Source organism: Haloferax sp. SDI50 (assembly GCF_059802635.1).
In genome coordinates, this window is record NZ_JBPULL010000001.1 from 1330823 (window position 1) to 1346218 (window position 15396).

The following is a 15396-nucleotide window of genomic DNA, read 5'->3' on the forward strand; positions in this document are numbered from 1 at the left end:
TTTGTGTTTGAGTTGAAGTTTAGAATAGATATTCTATATTTTACTGTATCAAACGCCATATAATTCGTGATGGTTCGATGGCGGATGAGAGGTGGCGAAAACGGCGGACAGAACAAGGACTTACGTCACCGACCGCAACGGGAGGGTATGGACGAACGCGACGTGCGCCTGTTGAAGGCCATCGCGGACCTCGGGACGGGCAGTCCCGAGAAGCTACACGAAGCGACGGACATCCCCGTGTCGACCATCCACTACCGTCTGAACAACCTGAAAGACGACGGCGTCATCGAAAACGACCTCTACGACATCGACTTAGAGGCGTTCGGACTCGGCGTCACCGTGGTCGTGGAAGTACTGGCGGATTACAGCGGGTCGTACGAGGAAGTCGGGAACAAACTGCTAGAGATAGAGGGCGTCACGCAACTCTACTTCACGATGGGAGAGACGGACTTCATCGTCGTCGCCCATCTCGCGGACTCCGACCGCGTGGAGCGCCTCATCAGCGACTTCGAGGCGACGCCGGAGGTCGAGCGAACGAACTCGACGTTCGTCATCTCCTCGATGCGCGACAGCCACCGGGCGCTCCAGAGCTACACGCTGGAGACGCTCCTCGACGAGTTGGGTATCGAGGACTGAGAATCGGCCGAGGGAGTATCACGGTTGACCACGTACGACCGACCATGTCGAACGACGTGCGGACGTGGCTGGTCGAACGGACCTACTCGGACGACGAACAGAACATCATCATCCTCGTGTACGCGACCCCCGACGGGACGCGCTACCACCGGAAGGAGCGCTCGCTGACGAGTTTCGAGTCCGACGTGCGCGACACCTACGCCGCCGTCGACGTACCCGAGGACGAACTGGGCCGCGTCGGCGACGAGGAGACGAGAGAAGCCTACGCGGCCGCCGCGACCGAGATGGCTGAGTCCCACAAGCCGACCGACACGGTCTGAGACCGGGCGGTCGGCTCAGTCCGCCGACGCGAGCGGGAGCGAGACGACGACGACCGTGCCCGTGGGTTCGTTGTCCTCGAAGTGGACCTCGCCGCCGAACGAGTCGACCAGCTGGTGGACGAGGTAGAGTCCGAGGCCGGTCCCGGTGCTTTCGAGTCCCTTTTCGCCCTTGCCGAAGACCACCGACTTCCGCGCGTCGGGGATGCCCGAGCCGTCGTCGGCGATGCGGATGACCGCCATGCCGGCGTCGTCGTCTACGGCCGCCGAGACGGTGACGACGGTGTCGTCGGCGTTGTGCTGGACGGCGTTGTTGAGGAGGTTCCCGAGCACCGACGCGATGAGCGGGTTCGCGCGCACCGCCACGTCCGGTATCTCGCCGTCGACCGCGAACGTGGCGTTGGGAAACGCCTCGCGGCGGACCGCGAGCTCGCGGTCGACGGCGCTGGCGAGCGACATCGGCCGGGTCTCGACGCCGCCGCCGCTCATCGTCTCCATCAGGTCGCGGGCGACCTCGGTTATCTCGGTAGTGTGGCGGCCCGTCGAGAGGATGCGCGAGAGGATGTCCGCGCCCTCCTCGTCGACGTGTTCTCTGAGTAGCTCCGCCCAGCCGACGACGACGGCCATGTCGTTGCGGATGTCGTGGCGGACGATGCGGTTGAGCGCCTCCAGTTCGGCGTTCGTCCGTTCGAGTTCGCGCTCGCGGGTTCGGCGGGCGGTCACGTCCTGTATCGTCCCCCTGAGCGCCGCCACGCGTCCGTTCCGGATGACCGGCTCGCCGTGGGTGCGGACCCACAGCTCCGCCCCCTCGGCGGTCACCAGTCGGAACTCTTCTTCCCACGGAACGCCCTCGGACCGACAGCGGTCCAACAGCTCGCGGATTCGGTCCCGGTCGTCGGTGACGTAGAACTCGATGGCGTCGTCGACCGTCGGCTCGAAGTCGAGCGGCACCTCGTGGATGCGCTTCGTCTGGTCACTCCACGCCAGCGTGTCGGTCACGAGGTCGAGTTCCCAGCCGCCGACCTTCGAGATGCGCTGGGTCCGTTCGAGGAAGTCGCGGCTCCGTTCGAGTTCGGCCTCGCGCGCTTTCTGCTCGGAGAGGCTCTGGAAGACGACGACGTTGCGGTCGCCTTCGAGGGACGTGATGGAGAACCGAACCGGGACGAGGTCACCGTCGTCGCGCCGGCGAATCGCCACCTCGCCTTGCCACTCGCCGTCGGCTTCGAGCGCGGGGGGAATCGTCTCTCTGAGGCGTTCGAGTTCCGGCTCGTCGTGGAGGTGGCCCCAGCCCGTCCCGAGCATCGACTCGGGGTCCGAGTAGCCGCAGATGTCGGCCGCGGTCTGGTTGACGTACACGTGTCGGTCGTGCTCCGTGATGGTGACCCCGGCGTCGACGGCGTCGACCGCCTCCTTGAACGCCGCGAGGTCGCGCTCGCGTCGGCGCTCTTCGGTCACGTCCTCGACCGTCGAGATGAGTCGGTCCCGCCCCGAAATCTCGGCGACGGTGAGGCTGACGCGAATCCAGACGGTGCCGCCCGACGCGCCCTCGATAGGCCACGTGAAGACGGCTCCGCCCTCCTCGCGGGCGGCCTCGACCTCGCGGAGAGCGCGCTCGGCGTCGTATCCGGCGATATCCGCGGTCACGTAGAGGGGACTCGTATCGATGACCGACTGGCGGTCGATACCGAGGATGTCCAGATAGTGCTGATTGATGTCGACGAGTTCGAGCGTTTCGAGGTTGCGAACCGCGAGGCCGACGTTGACGGCCTCGAAGAGCGCGCGGTAGTCGAGCGAGCCGACGGCGCTGTGGGCGGCGTCGTAGACCTCGCGGCCGAGCGTGTCGAGGTCGCAGTCGGCAGCGGTCGACCCCGCTACCGAGACGCGCGGGACGCCGTCGGCGCGGAGCGTCGAGGCGAGCGAGAGACCCTCCGCGTCGGTGACCCCGGCCGAGACGACGGCACAGTCGATACGGGCGCGTTCGAGTTCCGCGTGGACCGCGTCGAGGCTGTCGGCGGTCGAGACGCGGACATCGGTCGTCGCGTCACCGACCGAGTCGGGAAGCTCGTCGGCGAGACGCTCGCGAACGGCGGCGTCCTCGCTGACGACGAGGACGTGCAACCGACCAGGCATACCGGCGAGAGGACAGCGAGGTTCAAGTATGAACCGACAGCTGTCGGCGGGAAATCATGACCGGCGGAGAGCGCGACCGCCGCGCCCGCCCACGTCGAAGATTCCAAAGCGCGGGCGGCGGAAACCGGAGAAATCCAATCTTTACCGGCGGCGGAGCCGAAGGCCCGAAGCGACAATCGACCTAAACGGGGAGCGCGTACTGTCACCTGTGAGGCGGCACCCGCCGCCTCGGTGAACGCTATGACGACGACAAACGACTCGAGGCGACTCGCTGGTATCGTCCTGCTCGCGCTGGCCGCGCTGTTCGCGCTCCCCGCCCTCGTCGGGATGGCCGGCTTCGGCGGCGGCATGCCGATGGGGTGGGGCGGCGGCTGGATGCACGACACGTGGATGCACGGCGGAACCGGCGGGACCGTCCCGTGGTGGATGTGGGGGATGGGAATCTTCGGTCAACTGCTCGTCCTCGCGGCCGTCGTCGGCGGCGGCGTCCTCCTGTTCCGCGCCCTGCGCGACGGGGACGACGGGAGCGACGGCGCGCTCGACGAACTCCGCCGGGCCTACGCCCGCGGCGACATCGACGACGAGGAGTTCGCCCGCCGCCGCGAACGACTCGACCGCGACTGACGCGTCGGAAATCGAGACTCTCCGGACGTTGCAGGCGAAACGAAGGGGTTCCCCCGGGAGGCGGTCGCGGGAAGTCGGCGCGCGGCCGACCCGCTGAAGACAGTGCGCACTCACCGCAACGACTATATTTATTTAGGCCAACCTAAAACCATGGCTTCGGAGGAATCCGACGGGAAGTTCCGTTCGTTTATCGGTCGGTTCCGGTCGCAGCGGACCCGACTCCGCGTGTCCGCGTGCGTCGCTGCGAGCCGGTCGATAACGGTTCCGGACGACGACGAGCACGCCGAATAGGTCGGTGGAGCGGTCGGTTCGACCCGCTACGGGTCGCCGCCGGCGCGCCTCAGACCTCGACCGTCGCCCCGATTTCGGGAGCTTCGGCCTCGTAGCCGTCGGCGCGGAGCTCCCCGGTGAACGCCGCACAGCGGTCGCCGTGGTTGACGAACACCGGCGCGTCGCGGTAGTCGTCGAGGAACGACAGAAGCCCGTGGCGGTCGGCGTGGGCCGAGAAGTCGTACATCTCGGCGCGGGCGGCCACCGGGACGACGCCGCCGTTGAGTTCGCACCGGCCGCGTTCGACCAGTTCCCTGCCCGGCGTCCCCTCGACCTGATAGCCGGTGAGACAGATTTTGTTCGTCGGGTCGCCCCGAATCTCGGGGATGTACGTCATCGCCGGCCCGCCGGAGAGCATCCCGCTCGTCGTCACGATGACCGAGTTCTCCCGGGCGATGCGCTTTCGCTGGCCGTCTCGGCCCGAGACGACTCTGGCGTTCGACTTCGCCCGCTTGAGCGCCGCCGCGTCGCGGACGTAGTCGGGGTGATTTCTGAGCATCTTCAGCACGCGGACCCCCATGCCGTCGACGTAGCAGTCGATGTCGTGGGCGTCGAGCACCATGAGAAGCTCCTGCGTCCGGCCGATGGCGAACGCGGGGACGACGACGGTGCCGCCCTCCCAGACGGTCGTCCGCACCGACTCCACGAACCGCTCTTCGACGGTCGCGCGGTCCTCGTGCTCCACGTCGGAGTAGGTGGACTCGCAGATGACCACGTCGGCGTCCGGGCGGGCGGTCGTCCCCGAGACCAACCGCTGGTCGTCGGTGTGGAAGTCGGCGGTGTAGAGCAGGCGGGTCTCGCCGTCGTCGACGAGGACGTGGGCGCTGCCGGGGATGTGGCCCGCGTTGTAGAACGTGACCTCGTGGCCGGCGGCCTCGAACGGTTCGCCGTAGTCGTGGTGTTCCGACTGCTGGGTCATCCGCCGGACGTGCGTCTCGGTGAACGGGCAGTTGTAGCTCCCGCCGTGGAGTTTGAGCGTGTCGCGCGCGAGGGTCCGAGCGAGTTCGTCGGTCGGCGGCGTCCAATGGACTGCCGGCCAGTCGTCGCCCGAGAGGAGCGCGGGGACCGTCCCGACGTGGTCGAGGTGGCCGTGGGAGACGACGACGGCGTCGGGCTCGACGGAGCCGACGGGGAACTGCGGGGGGTTCCCGGTCAGCATCCCGTAGTCGAGCAACAGCGAGTCGTTGACGAGAATCGCGCTGCGCCCGACCTCCTCGGCCCCGCCGAGGAACTGGAGTTTCATTGGCGGCAGTACCGACCGGAGGGGCTTTTGCTCGTCGGTCCCGCGAGGCCAGCGGGACTCGGCGGGCTCGCGGGCTCGACGCTTTTCACGCCGGCCGCCGTCTCCCGAGGCGTGACCGGCTCCGACCCAGACCCTGACCCTGACCCCGACGCTAGTTCCGACGCCGACGCCGATACCGACGCCGAATCCGACCGCGACGACCTCGACCGACTGGTGACGACGCTCCACGACCGCCTCGCCGCGACGGCGACCCGCCCCGTCCGCGAGGACGCGAGCCGGTGGCTCGGCGAGGCGGAGGCCGTCGCGGGCGACCTCGCGGTCGGCTCGCTCCCGGACGACGAGGTGGTCCGGACGCGACTCGGCCACGTCGAACACCTGCTTTCGAACGTCGACGGAACCGAAGACGAGGCGGCCGACGAACACGTCGCGTCGGCGCGGGCGGCGCTGACTGACGCGCTGGCGACACTCGGTGACGGCGGCGAAGGCGGCGAGTGAGCGAAGGCGAAACCGGGCGATGAGAGACGAGCGGTGAGAGACGAGCGGGAACGCTGGGGACGGAGAGGCGCGCGTGTCGCCCGGCGGCTCAGTTCGAGAACCAGTCTTTCGCGGTGGACGCGAGGATGGAGAGGTCCTCGAATTTGAGCATGCGGAGCATGGCGAGCGGGCTGCCGCCGTTCGCGGCGTCTAACTGCTCGTCGGGGAGGCGGTGGAGGTCTTCGAGCAGTTTGTCGTAGCGCTCGTTGGAGGCGCGGTAGAGCATCTCCGTCATGAACAGGCGGTTTTTTACCTTCGGTGCGACGCGGTCGTGCCACAGCTGGTCGTAGATGGCGAGCTCCGACGCCGAGGTGTCGCGCTCGGAGTTGGTGAGCGCGCGGTCGGCGGTCGCGGCCGCGACCCGGCCCGAGCGCATGCATTTGTCGATGCCCTCGCCCCACAGCGGGTCGACCGTCGGGACCGTGTCGCCGATGGCCATGAAGTTGTCCGTGCTCATGCGACCCGGAAGCTGGATGTGGGCGGAGCCGCGGTGTTGCTTGCCCGCGATGCGCTCTGCGTCCGCGAAGCGCGGGTCGGACTCGGTCCAGTACTGGAGGTAGTCGTCGATGGTGTAGCCCGATTTGGCGTTGTGGCGGTGACCCTCGTTTTGGATGTAGCAGACGCCGACCTTCGCGGTGTCGCCGCCGGTGTGGAATATCCACGAGTAGCCGCCGGGCGCGATGTCGTGGTCGAGGCGGAGCATCATCGCGTCGGTGAGGTCGCCGTAGCCGTCGGGCGCGAGGTCCATGCCCTCGAACTCGTACTCGATGCCGATGGCCTGCTTCTCGCGGCGGAGGTCGCACAGGTCGAGCGCCTTGGCGAGCGGCGCGCTCGGGCCGGTGGCGTCGATGACGATGTCGGCGTACACCTCCTCGTCGCCGTTGTATCGGACGCCGACGATTTCGCCGCCCTCCATGATGGGCTTGGAGACGCGCGCGTCGAAGCGGTACTCCGCACCGTCGGCCTCCGCCTCGTCGACGAGCCAGTTTTTGAAGTCGGCAAACTCGAGGACCGCACCGGGCTGGTGGCGGTGGTAGTGGTGGTTCGGGGACTCCAGGACGACGTCGTCGGTGAAGTTCATCACGACCTCGTCGGGGATGTTGAACGAGGCCATCGTCGACGGGAACGTCCCGGCGGTCGATTTGTTGCTTCTGGAGGGGAACTCGTCTTCGGACTCGGTTTCGAGGACGCACACGTCGTAGCCTCGGGCGGCGAGGTCTCGTGCCGCCTGTCCACCTGCGGGGCCCGCGCCCGCGATAATCACGTCGTAGTTGTCAGTCATTGTAGAGTAGGCATCACCGGTAGGGTTGGTCGTACGCGTTACACACCTGTTCTGTAACAAGCGTGTAATCTGCTTTGGTTTTGAACGGTCGGGAACGGAGGCCGTTCGACGGGATACGTCCTCGGAGGGACGACAGATAACTGCGGGAGACGGCGGCCGAGCGGGGGTGGCCGCGGCGCACCGCTGGACAGCAGCGAAAACGACGACCGACAGGGCTGCAACGCGAGCGAGCGGCGACGTTCAGGGTTTCGGGATGCGGCGGACTTGGAACTCGCGGTAGCCGCCGTAGGCGGCTTCGAGCGCGCCGAGCCACCAGTTCCAGCGCGTCGCGGGGCCGCCCTCGGGCGCGTCGCGCATGTTCCGCACGATTTCGTCGCCCGTGAGCGGCGCGCCGCGGTCGGCCTCGGCCTGCCCCGAGTCCGCGAGGTCGCGGGCCTGCCGCGCGACGACCCGACGCTCGGCGTCGGTTCCGCCGAACTCGGCGAGCGCGTCGCGGAACGACTCCTCGTCGAACGCGGGATGGGTGTCGCCGTGCCTGTCGGTGGGGGTCACGGCTCTCTCTACGGGGGCCATGCCAAAGAAGGACTCGGCCGATTCGTCCGGGTGAGAACCCCCGTTTGCGGCGCAGAGCGCTCGGCTGGCGACGCGACGCCGGCGCTACGCCCACCACTCGCTCCGGCGCTCGCCGTACGTCGCGTTCCGGAACGGTTCGGGCTTGTCGTCGTCGGCCTCCGCGCCGAGGTAGTGGGCGGTCCAGTAGCCGACGTGCCAGCCGACGGCCTCGGTGTCGAGGTCGACGAGGACGACCCGGTAGCTGCCGTAGGTCTCTAACGCGCCGTCGCCGTCCGGGTCGTAGCCGCCGGCGATGGCGCAGGAGGCCGCGCCCGCGGCGCACGGCGAGGTGTCCGCAAAGGAGATGCGCACCTCGGCGTCCGCGGGGTCGTCGACGTAGGTGTAGGTGAGGTTGTCGGGCATCCCCGGCGCGCCGCCTTCGAAGTAGTCGAGCGCGTGGCGAACCTGCTCGCGGGCCGCGTCGGGGTCCGAGGCGTTCGTGTCGTCGATGTGGACCGTGAAGTTCGGGTCGTCCCACGGAAACGCCTTCTCGGTCGCGTTCGTCCGCGGGAGCGTGTAGAGGATGCCCGTGGCGTTCATCAGGTCAGCGGGTTCGTCACCGTGGGCGAGTCCGAGCGTGTGACCGAGTTCGTGTGCGACGATATCGACCGTCGAGTCGTCGCCGTATCCCGTGCGGATGTAGACGGTCTCGGGGCGGTCAATCTGCCACGCGTCGGTGAGGTAGGGCGCGCAGCCGGCCGCGTCGTCCAGCCCGCTGCACTCCGGGATGTCGTCGGTAAAGCGGACCACGAGGTCCGGGTCGCGGGCGTCGGCGTCGACCTCGTAGTCGATTTCGTACTCCAGGTAGCGCGAGTCGTTCCCCTCCCAGAACGCCGTCGCCTCGCGCACGAGCGCGGCGTAGTCGCGGCCGTCATCGGGCGCTTCGACGGCGACGACGACCGGCTCGGACCCCCACGGACCGTAGCCGGGCGCGGGCGTGAACGTCGTTGTGGGTTCGGGCGTCGGCGACGCGGTGGGCGCGGCAGTCGGAGTCGCGGTCGCGGTCGTCGACGGAGGCGAAGTCGTCGGGGTCGCGGTCGCCGCGGGCGTCTCGGTTGCCGAGTCGGTGGTCGGCGGCGAAGCCGGGGACGTGGCAGTCGTCGCTGTCGTCCCGTCGGTTCCCGGCGACACCGGCGCGGCACAGCCGGCGAGGACGACGAGCACCGCCACGAGGAGAGTCGAACCGCGCATACCGAGAGTGCGGCGGCGAACGGTCAAGAGCGTTTCCCGACGGCGCGAAAACGGCTCGACCGACAAAGCGGTCGCTCGGGGTTCGAAAGCGGCTGAGAGGAGTAAGCCCCCTTCTGTTCGTCCCAGCATTCGGCTCAGCGTCCGCGTCCTTCTCAGGGCGAGCCCCCGAGGGCGCGACGGGCGAACCCGACGCGCCGTCCGAACTACCTTCGCGGCGCGGACTTGCACCGGTGAGGATTCGCCGTTCCATCCGTTCTCGACCGTCGGAGATGGCGACGCCATCTCATCCCTCTGCGGGTTAGCTCCCTTCCCTTACGGGTCGGTTCGCACGCGGCCGTGACGGCCGCGCCGGCGACGACGGGGCCGTCGCACGCGCATCATCGGTCGGGTCGAGCGGTCTCGTTTCTGTTCCAGCGCCAGCCGTCTCCGACTCCGGGCTTGCGCCCGGTCACCCGTTCGGACGGTGGGGGGACTTTCCTCATGCCCGTCTCGGGCACGGGAACTGGGCTCTCTCTGCCGACCTACCCTAGTCAGGTCGGTCGGATAAGCGGTTCGATTAACGGGGTCCTACCGGGGTTTAGCCGCACGTTATGTTGCAACGAAACTACATAACAACAGGATAACATCCGAGGGAAGCGTTGAAGTCACCACAGAACTTGAATGGTAATATGTCCGAGGCGCAGACCGTACACCTCACCTACGATGATGGGGCGCGGGCGGTCGAACTAGCGCGGGAATCGGTCGAATCGTACGTTCTTCACGGGCAGAGAGAACAACCGGGCAGCATGCGCGACGCGTTTTACGCTCGAACCGGGGCGTTTGTCCGCATCAAGTCGACACGGGGGCGCGGTCGACTGCGGGGCTGTGCGGGCGCATATCGGGGGAAAGACCAACTCGGTCACGCCATCGTCGACGCCGCCATCAAGGCCGCCTCGGGCGACTCGTGCCAGACCGAAATCGAAGCACCCGAACTGCCGAACCTGAACATCTCTGTCTGTATCGTCAACAACTACACGCTGACTAACGACCCAGTCGCAGACATCGAACTCGGCACCCACGGCATCGCCATCGACGCCGGCGGCACCCACGGCTGGATGTATCCGACGCTGCCCGTCGAACTCGGCTGGTCGAAAGAGGAGTTCCTCACGAACGCCTGCCGCAAAGCCGGTCTGTCGCCGCTGGCGTGGCAGGACGACGACACCATGATTACCCTGTTCGAAGGACAGGTCTTCCGCGAGCGCGACGACGGCGGGAGCGTCGAAGCGCTGTAAGTCGTCGCGACGACAACTCGACTTCTCGGAGGGAGGGCTACGACCGGCGAGCGGCGGCTCCGAGCGTCGCCGCCGCAAAACGAGAACGCGTGCTTACTCCCCGCTGACCCCGCCGAATCCGACCAACTCGGCGTCTTCGCTGGCCCGCGTCGCGGCCGCGTCGATGTCGAAGTCGAACTCGGAGACGACCTCGCCGTCGCGGATGAGCGGTTCGAGGAGCGACTCACCGTCGGTCGGGCCGGGCCGCCCGCGGAGGCCGACGTGGTGGCCGCCGTCGGCCGTGCGGTAGACCTCTTTGACGCCCGAGAGCTTGCCCCGCTTGGCCGCGGGTTCGCCGTCGACCTCGACGATGTCGAGCGCGAAGTCCACCGGGTCGGCGTTCGAGATGTAGCCGCCGACGCCGAAGCCCTCGACCACGTCGCGGAGGTGCCGAAGTTCGGCCGGGCCGAGACCGCCGCTCACGAAGATGCCCACGTCCTCGTGGCCGCGGGCGTCGAGTTCCCAGCGGACCTCGCGGACGATGTGACGGAAGTCGCCGCGGCGCGAGGAGGTGGTGTCGAGGCGGACGCTGTCGAGGTCGTCGCCGAGGGTTTCGACCGCCTGGAGCACCTCCTCGGTCTCGTCGCCGTAGGTGTCACAGAGGGCGACCCGCGGCACGTCTTCGTCGACGGCCTCGTCGAACGCGCGGAATGCCTCGGCCTGATTGCCGCGCCCGAAGGCGATGAGGAGCGCGTGAGGCATCGTCCCCGACGCCTCCTTCCCGAGAATCTCGCCGGCGGCGACGTGCGAGAAGCCGTCGAGGCCGGCGACGAGGGCGCTCCGCTCGACCATCGCGGCGATGGCGGGGTGGACGTGTCGCGCGCCGAACGACAGCACCGTCGAGTCAGGGGCCGCCGTGCGGGCGTCGAGCGCGGCCGTCGCACAGCCCGACGCGTGCGAGAGGAAGCCGAGAAGCGAGGTTTCGAGCCGGGCGAACTCCAGATAATCGCCCTCGATTCGCATCACGGGGCCGCCGTCGAACAGCGTGCCCTCGGGCATGGCGTCGACGTCGATATCGCGGCCGGAGAGCAGTTCGGCGGCGTCCTTCACGCCGGCGAACAGCTCGAAGTCGCCGTCGGGGAACTGGTCGGCCGTCACCTCGGCGACGACGCGGGGGTTCTTGCCCGCGTGTCGGAGGGTCGCCTCGGTCCGCTCGAAGTAGGCGTCGGTCGCGACGCCCTCGCGGATGGCCTCGGGACCGACGATATCGAAGTCACTCATTGGCGCGGATTCCACCCGGCCGATGAAAAAGCTGTATAATCGGTCACGTACGTCGAAGAGGAATTTTCTTCACCGCGATGGACGGACCGATCAGCAAACGAGGATGCTCGTGCGGTAGGTGGTGTTGTCTTTTTTCACGTATCCATTGCCGACACTCCACCGACGGTCGTGAAAGCCCGCGGGAGACTCGGAAAGCGCGTCGTCGAACAGCGCTTGCTCCTCTGGCGAAAGCGAGCCGTACGGAACGACGTCAGCGTCCGCAGGAACGTCGTCGGCTGGGTCGACTCCCAGAGACTGACCGCAACTGTTCGACCACGGAACGAGCGACCCGGTGGCGAAGAGGAAGGCCGCGACGAACAGGACGAGCAAAGAGGCGACGAGCGCGAAGCGACCGAGTCGGCTGGGCATACGGAGAGACTGTCAGTCAATTCACAAGTGCTTTCTCCTAGCTTCGCTGGTGAACCTCGTCCAACTGTTCCACCGTCGGCGCATTGACGACGGTGACCGTGTCGCCGTCTCTCGTCACCCGATAGGCGTCCGCGAAGGGGCCGTCGTCGACGCGGTAGGTGTCCTCGCCCGCGACCGACGCGTTGAGGCTGCGCTCCAGCGTGTCGGTCACGTACGCCCGCTCGAACTGCTCGGCGTCCGCCTCGGTGTCCCAGACCGTCCGCCAGACGTAGCCGCGTTCGTGAGGGTTCGCCTCGTACGTCTCGTCCGACGCCGGGCGGTAGGGAACCACCGCGTCACCGGCCCAGCCCTCGGAGGGTTCGGCGGTGTAGTTGTACGGCGAGTACGCGCCGGGGTCCCGTTGGAGCCCCGCCCGGTCGACGGCGCGGTGCTTCCAGAACGTCGCGAAGATGGACGCCTCGCCGACCGTGTCGGCGGCGGGGTCGGTGTCGTAGCGCGTCCACGCCGCCGACGAGCGGTCTTCGACCGTCACCTCGACCGGGCGCTCGTCGGGGTAGCGGTTCGGGTGGAGCACCTGCTCGGTCGAGGTGGGGCGGTTCGCGTAGGCGTCGTCAACGGCCGCCCACCCGCCGCGGTCGCGCAGGTCCGAGACGAACGTCGGCCCCTCGCTGTATGGCGTGTAGATGGTGATGAACACCGGGTAGTCGACCGACCCGCCGCCCGAGCCGCTGCCCGAGGGCCGGGGGACGCAGTCCCAGTCGGCCTCACAGCGGGCTTCGTACAGTCCGTCGACGTAGCGGGCGTCGCCTTCGACCAGCCCGCTGTGGGCGAGTTGGGCGTCCTGCGTCGACGGCGAGCGGTCCAGGCCGAACTGCTGGTCCTGTGCGGCGTGGACCAGTTCGTGGGCGAGCGTCCGACGGTCGATGGTCGGTTGGCTGTCGTCGCTCACGACGACGATTCGGTCCTCGGAGGGGTCGTAGTAGCCGAGTACCACGCCGCCGTACAGTTCGTCGAACACCTCGTCGATGGTCCGGTCCTCACCGACCAGCAACAGCGCCTCCCACACCTGGTCGTTCCAGTCGCCGTGGACCGGGTCGGTCGACGCGTCGGACTCGTTTCGGAACTCGGCGCGCGAGACGACCTCGACCGGCACGGACTCCTCGAACTCCAGTTCGCGGACGACCTCGACGCGGGCCATCGTGCGGGCGACGAACGCCTCCATCTCGGAGTCGTTCAGCCCGTCGGACTGGTCGACCGCGATGGACTCGTTGTACCAGTAGCCGGCTTCCCAGCCCAGCCGGTCGGTCGGCGGGTCGTCGGGCCACGACCGGTCGGCATCCGGGTCCGGGTCCGCGCCCCCGACCGCGGCGTCCGAGTTGTCGCTCGCGGCGCTCGGGTCTGCGACGGGGGCGGCACAGCCGGCGACGACGAGCAGAACTGCGGAGAAAACGGCGGCGAGGCGGCGGTTCATAGCGAATCCACGGGCGGGAGGGGAAAAAGCGCCTCGCCGCGGGGGTCAGCAGATGGCGACCACGGAGGTGTACGTCTCGTTTTCGTACCTGACGTACGGTCGCTCCACCCAGAACTCGTAGGCGTCGGTCCGCTCGGGAAACGACGCGGCGTCGGCGCTCTCCGCGGAGGTTGACCCGCCGACCGCCGCGTCGAACTCCGCGCGCCGCTCTGTCGAGAGGTTCGCGTAGTCGAAGACGGTCGCGTCGCTCGGAACCTCATCCGCGGGGTCGACCGAAAGCGTGGCGTTGCAGTCGAAGTACCACTCGCCGGTTTCCGTGGTAGTCGCCGAATCGGTCGGTGTGAGTTCCGCCGTCGTCGTCGCAGTCGCCGGCTTCGTCGTCGCCGACGGCGACTCACTCGACGTGTCGATAGTCGGGACACCGACACAGCCGGCGAGAACGATAAGCGCGGCGAGCGCCACCAGCGGGAGGGCTCGAAAGCGGGCCATATCACGGTCGGCGTCGCCCCGCGGCAAGTGTTTTGTCACCGGGAGAGCGAAACGAGACGGAGAATCCGAGTGAGACGCGGAGCCGACTCAGCCGGCGAGCCCCGGCCGAATCTCGTCCACGTCGGCGGGCGTCGGCCCGTTGACGACGACGACGCGGTCGCCCGTGCGGACGACCCGGAAGGCGTCGTTGAACGAGCCGTCCTCGATGACGTAGACGCCGTCGTCCGGCTGGGCGGCGTCGTGGGCGCTGAGGATGTTCAGGTACGCGTCGTGGAACTCCCGCGCGTCGTCGTCGGTGTCCCACTCAGTCACCCAGACGTAGCCGTAGTCGGTCTCCGCGCCGGCCGCGTTGCGGTAGGGGAACAGGCGGTCGTTCGCCCAGCCGTTCGACGGTTCGGCGTCGTAGTTGTACGTGTCGTACCGCGAGTTCGTGTCGAGGATGGACTGGACGCGGACGGTCTCCGCGCCGGACGTGCGGGCCTGATACCAGAACATCGCGAACATCGACGCCTCTCCGACCGTGTCCGAGCCCTCGACGCCCTGGTCGGGGAAGGTGGTCCAGCCGTTCGTCCCCTCGTCGACGAAGGAGATGGGACGGGGCGATTCGTCGGTGACGTGGATGGTCTGTTCGGTGGACGCCGGCGGGTCGCGAAGGGCGTCGTTGACGGCCTCCCAGCCGCCCCGCTCGTAGAGGTCGTGGACGTACACCGGGCCGTCGGAGTACGGCTGGTAGATGGTAATCAGGACGCCGAGGTTCGGGCTGCCGCCGCTGTTTTCCGTGTCGGGCGTGGCGACGCAGTCCCACGTCCCGGCCGCGCACCGCTCGCTGTACTGTCGTTCGACGTAGCTGGCGTCGCCCTCGACGATGCCGTCGGTGGCGAGGTCGCCGTCCTGCGTCTCGCTTCGGAATCGGGCGTCGGTCAGGTCGAACCGCTGGTCCTGTGCGGCGTGGACCAGTTCGTGGACGAGCGTGGCGTTGTCGATGGTCGGCTCGCCCGGGGAGTCGGTGACGATTTTGATTTCGCCGTCGGACGGCGAGTAGAAGCCGAGGACCGAACTCCCGGTCGTCTCGGAGATGGCGCTCGCGCTCGCGGTCGACTCACCGGCGATGAAAAGCGCCTCCCACACCTGGTCGTTCCAGCGGTTGTACTCGGAGTCCGAGGCGGCAGAGCCGCCGGCGTTGGCGCTCCGGTAGTCGTCTCGGGAGACGACGCTGACGGGGACGCGCTCGTCGAACTCCAACTGCCGGAGCTGTTCGACGCGGGCCATCCCGCGGGCGACGTACGCCTCCATCTCGGAGTCGTTGAGGCCGTCGGACTGGTCGACGGCGATTGGCTCGTCGTACCAGTAGCCGTTCTCCCAGCCGAGCACGTCCTGGTCGGGGTCGTCGAAGCCGTCTCTGTCCGGGTCGGGGGTCGCGGGCGACGCGTCGCCGCCGGGCGCGGCCGTGGGAGCGGCACAGCCGGCGAGAACCAAGAGTACGGCGGCGAAAACGGCGCGGAGACCGGTGGTTCGCATATCGTACCCTTAGACTCCGGAGTGAAGTACCTTGTCGGGTTCGGGCGTCGAACCGGCGGACCGCGATGCGGTTCGGGCCG

The 15396-nt window shown here is 68.1% G+C and carries 16 protein-coding genes and 1 other RNA gene; 6 read left to right on the forward strand and 11 right to left on the reverse strand.

The genetic code is table 11. The features are described from left to right. The first annotated feature begins 147 nt into the window (after positions 1 to 147). On the forward strand, positions 148 to 636 hold the full coding sequence (locus tag ACSR87_RS06875) for an Lrp/AsnC family transcriptional regulator (protein ID WP_004041677.1): 489 nt from the start codon (positions 148 to 150) through the stop codon (positions 634 to 636). Positions 637 to 680: 44 nt separating this feature from the next. Further along, positions 681 to 956, forward strand: coding sequence for a DUF7967 family protein (locus ACSR87_RS06880; protein WP_498529953.1), 276 nt, complete (start codon positions 681 to 683; stop codon positions 954 to 956). Between the two features lie 15 nt (positions 957 to 971). Here the strand turns inward: ACSR87_RS06880 and ACSR87_RS06885 are convergent, their stop codons facing one another. Next, positions 972 to 3083, reverse strand: a complete 2112-nt coding sequence (locus ACSR87_RS06885; RefSeq protein ID WP_498529954.1) for a PAS domain S-box protein — start codon at positions 3081 to 3083, stop codon at positions 972 to 974. A gap of 240 nt (positions 3084 to 3323) precedes the next feature. Between ACSR87_RS06885 and ACSR87_RS06890 the strand changes: the two genes are divergently transcribed. Then, entirely contained in the window at positions 3324 to 3707 is a 384-nt protein-coding gene (locus ACSR87_RS06890) for an SHOCT domain-containing protein (RefSeq protein ID WP_498529955.1), read from the forward strand. A 150-nt stretch (positions 3708 to 3857) separates the two neighbouring features. Then, positions 3858 to 3998, forward strand: coding sequence for a hypothetical protein (locus ACSR87_RS06895; RefSeq protein WP_498529956.1), 141 nt, complete (start codon positions 3858 to 3860; stop codon positions 3996 to 3998). A gap of 49 nt (positions 3999 to 4047) precedes the next feature. Here the strand turns inward: ACSR87_RS06895 and ACSR87_RS06900 are convergent, their stop codons facing one another. Continuing rightward, positions 4048 to 5280, reverse strand: coding sequence for an MBL fold metallo-hydrolase (locus ACSR87_RS06900; RefSeq protein ID WP_498529957.1), 1233 nt, complete (start codon positions 5278 to 5280; stop codon positions 4048 to 4050). 111 nt (positions 5281 to 5391) lie between these two features. On the opposite strand from ACSR87_RS06900, the gene ACSR87_RS06905 reads away from it, so the two are divergent. Continuing rightward, positions 5392 to 5775, forward strand: a complete 384-nt coding sequence (locus ACSR87_RS06905; RefSeq protein WP_498529958.1) for a DUF8152 family protein — start codon at positions 5392 to 5394, stop codon at positions 5773 to 5775. Positions 5776 to 5863: 88 nt separating this feature from the next. Here ACSR87_RS06905 and ACSR87_RS06910 read toward each other — a convergent pair whose 3' ends face one another. The 4 genes from ACSR87_RS06910 to rnpB form a co-directional block, all read right to left on the reverse strand. Beyond that, the gene (locus ACSR87_RS06910) at positions 5864 to 7096 is read right to left on the reverse strand and encodes a digeranylgeranylglycerophospholipid reductase (protein ID WP_498529959.1); all 1233 of its coding nucleotides are present in this window, start codon (positions 7094 to 7096) and stop codon (positions 5864 to 5866) included. A gap of 240 nt (positions 7097 to 7336) precedes the next feature. Beyond that, a complete protein-coding gene (locus ACSR87_RS06915; RefSeq protein ID WP_498529960.1) occupies positions 7337 to 7648 on the reverse strand; it encodes a WNWW family protein in 312 nt (103 codons plus the stop codon). Positions 7649 to 7753: 105 nt separating this feature from the next. Then, on the reverse strand, positions 7754 to 8899 hold the full coding sequence (locus tag ACSR87_RS06920; RefSeq protein ID WP_498529961.1) for a zinc-dependent metalloprotease family protein: 1146 nt from the start codon (positions 8897 to 8899) through the stop codon (positions 7754 to 7756). Between the two features lie 90 nt (positions 8900 to 8989). Next, positions 8990 to 9417, reverse strand: an RNA gene (gene rnpB / locus ACSR87_RS06925) — RNase P RNA component. A 150-nt stretch (positions 9418 to 9567) separates the two neighbouring features. Between rnpB and ACSR87_RS06930 the strand changes: the two genes are divergently transcribed. Further along, a complete protein-coding gene (locus ACSR87_RS06930) occupies positions 9568 to 10170 on the forward strand; it encodes a TIGR00296 family protein (protein WP_004041686.1) in 603 nt (200 codons plus the stop codon). A 93-nt stretch (positions 10171 to 10263) separates the two neighbouring features. Here ACSR87_RS06930 and ACSR87_RS06935 read toward each other — a convergent pair whose 3' ends face one another. The 5 genes from ACSR87_RS06935 to ACSR87_RS06955 form a co-directional block, all read right to left on the reverse strand. After that, positions 10264 to 11430: a nicotinate phosphoribosyltransferase gene (locus ACSR87_RS06935; RefSeq protein WP_498529962.1), complete on the reverse strand. Its 1167-nt coding sequence runs from the start codon at positions 11428 to 11430 to the stop codon at positions 10264 to 10266. 90 nt (positions 11431 to 11520) lie between these two features. Beyond that, positions 11521 to 11838 carry a DUF7979 domain-containing protein gene (locus ACSR87_RS06940; protein WP_498529963.1) on the reverse strand — a complete coding sequence of 106 codons (318 nt, stop codon included), beginning with the start codon at positions 11836 to 11838 and terminating at the stop codon, positions 11521 to 11523. A gap of 37 nt (positions 11839 to 11875) precedes the next feature. Continuing rightward, a complete protein-coding gene (locus ACSR87_RS06945; RefSeq protein ID WP_498529964.1) occupies positions 11876 to 13309 on the reverse strand; it encodes an Hvo_1808 family surface protein in 1434 nt (477 codons plus the stop codon). A 45-nt stretch (positions 13310 to 13354) separates the two neighbouring features. Continuing rightward, a complete protein-coding gene (locus tag ACSR87_RS06950; RefSeq protein ID WP_498529965.1) occupies positions 13355 to 13798 on the reverse strand; it encodes a DUF7979 domain-containing protein in 444 nt (147 codons plus the stop codon). Positions 13799 to 13885: 87 nt separating this feature from the next. Continuing rightward, positions 13886 to 15316 carry an Hvo_1808 family surface protein gene (locus ACSR87_RS06955; protein WP_498529966.1) on the reverse strand — a complete coding sequence of 477 codons (1431 nt, stop codon included), beginning with the start codon at positions 15314 to 15316 and terminating at the stop codon, positions 13886 to 13888. Positions 15317 to 15396: the final 80 nt, after the last annotated feature.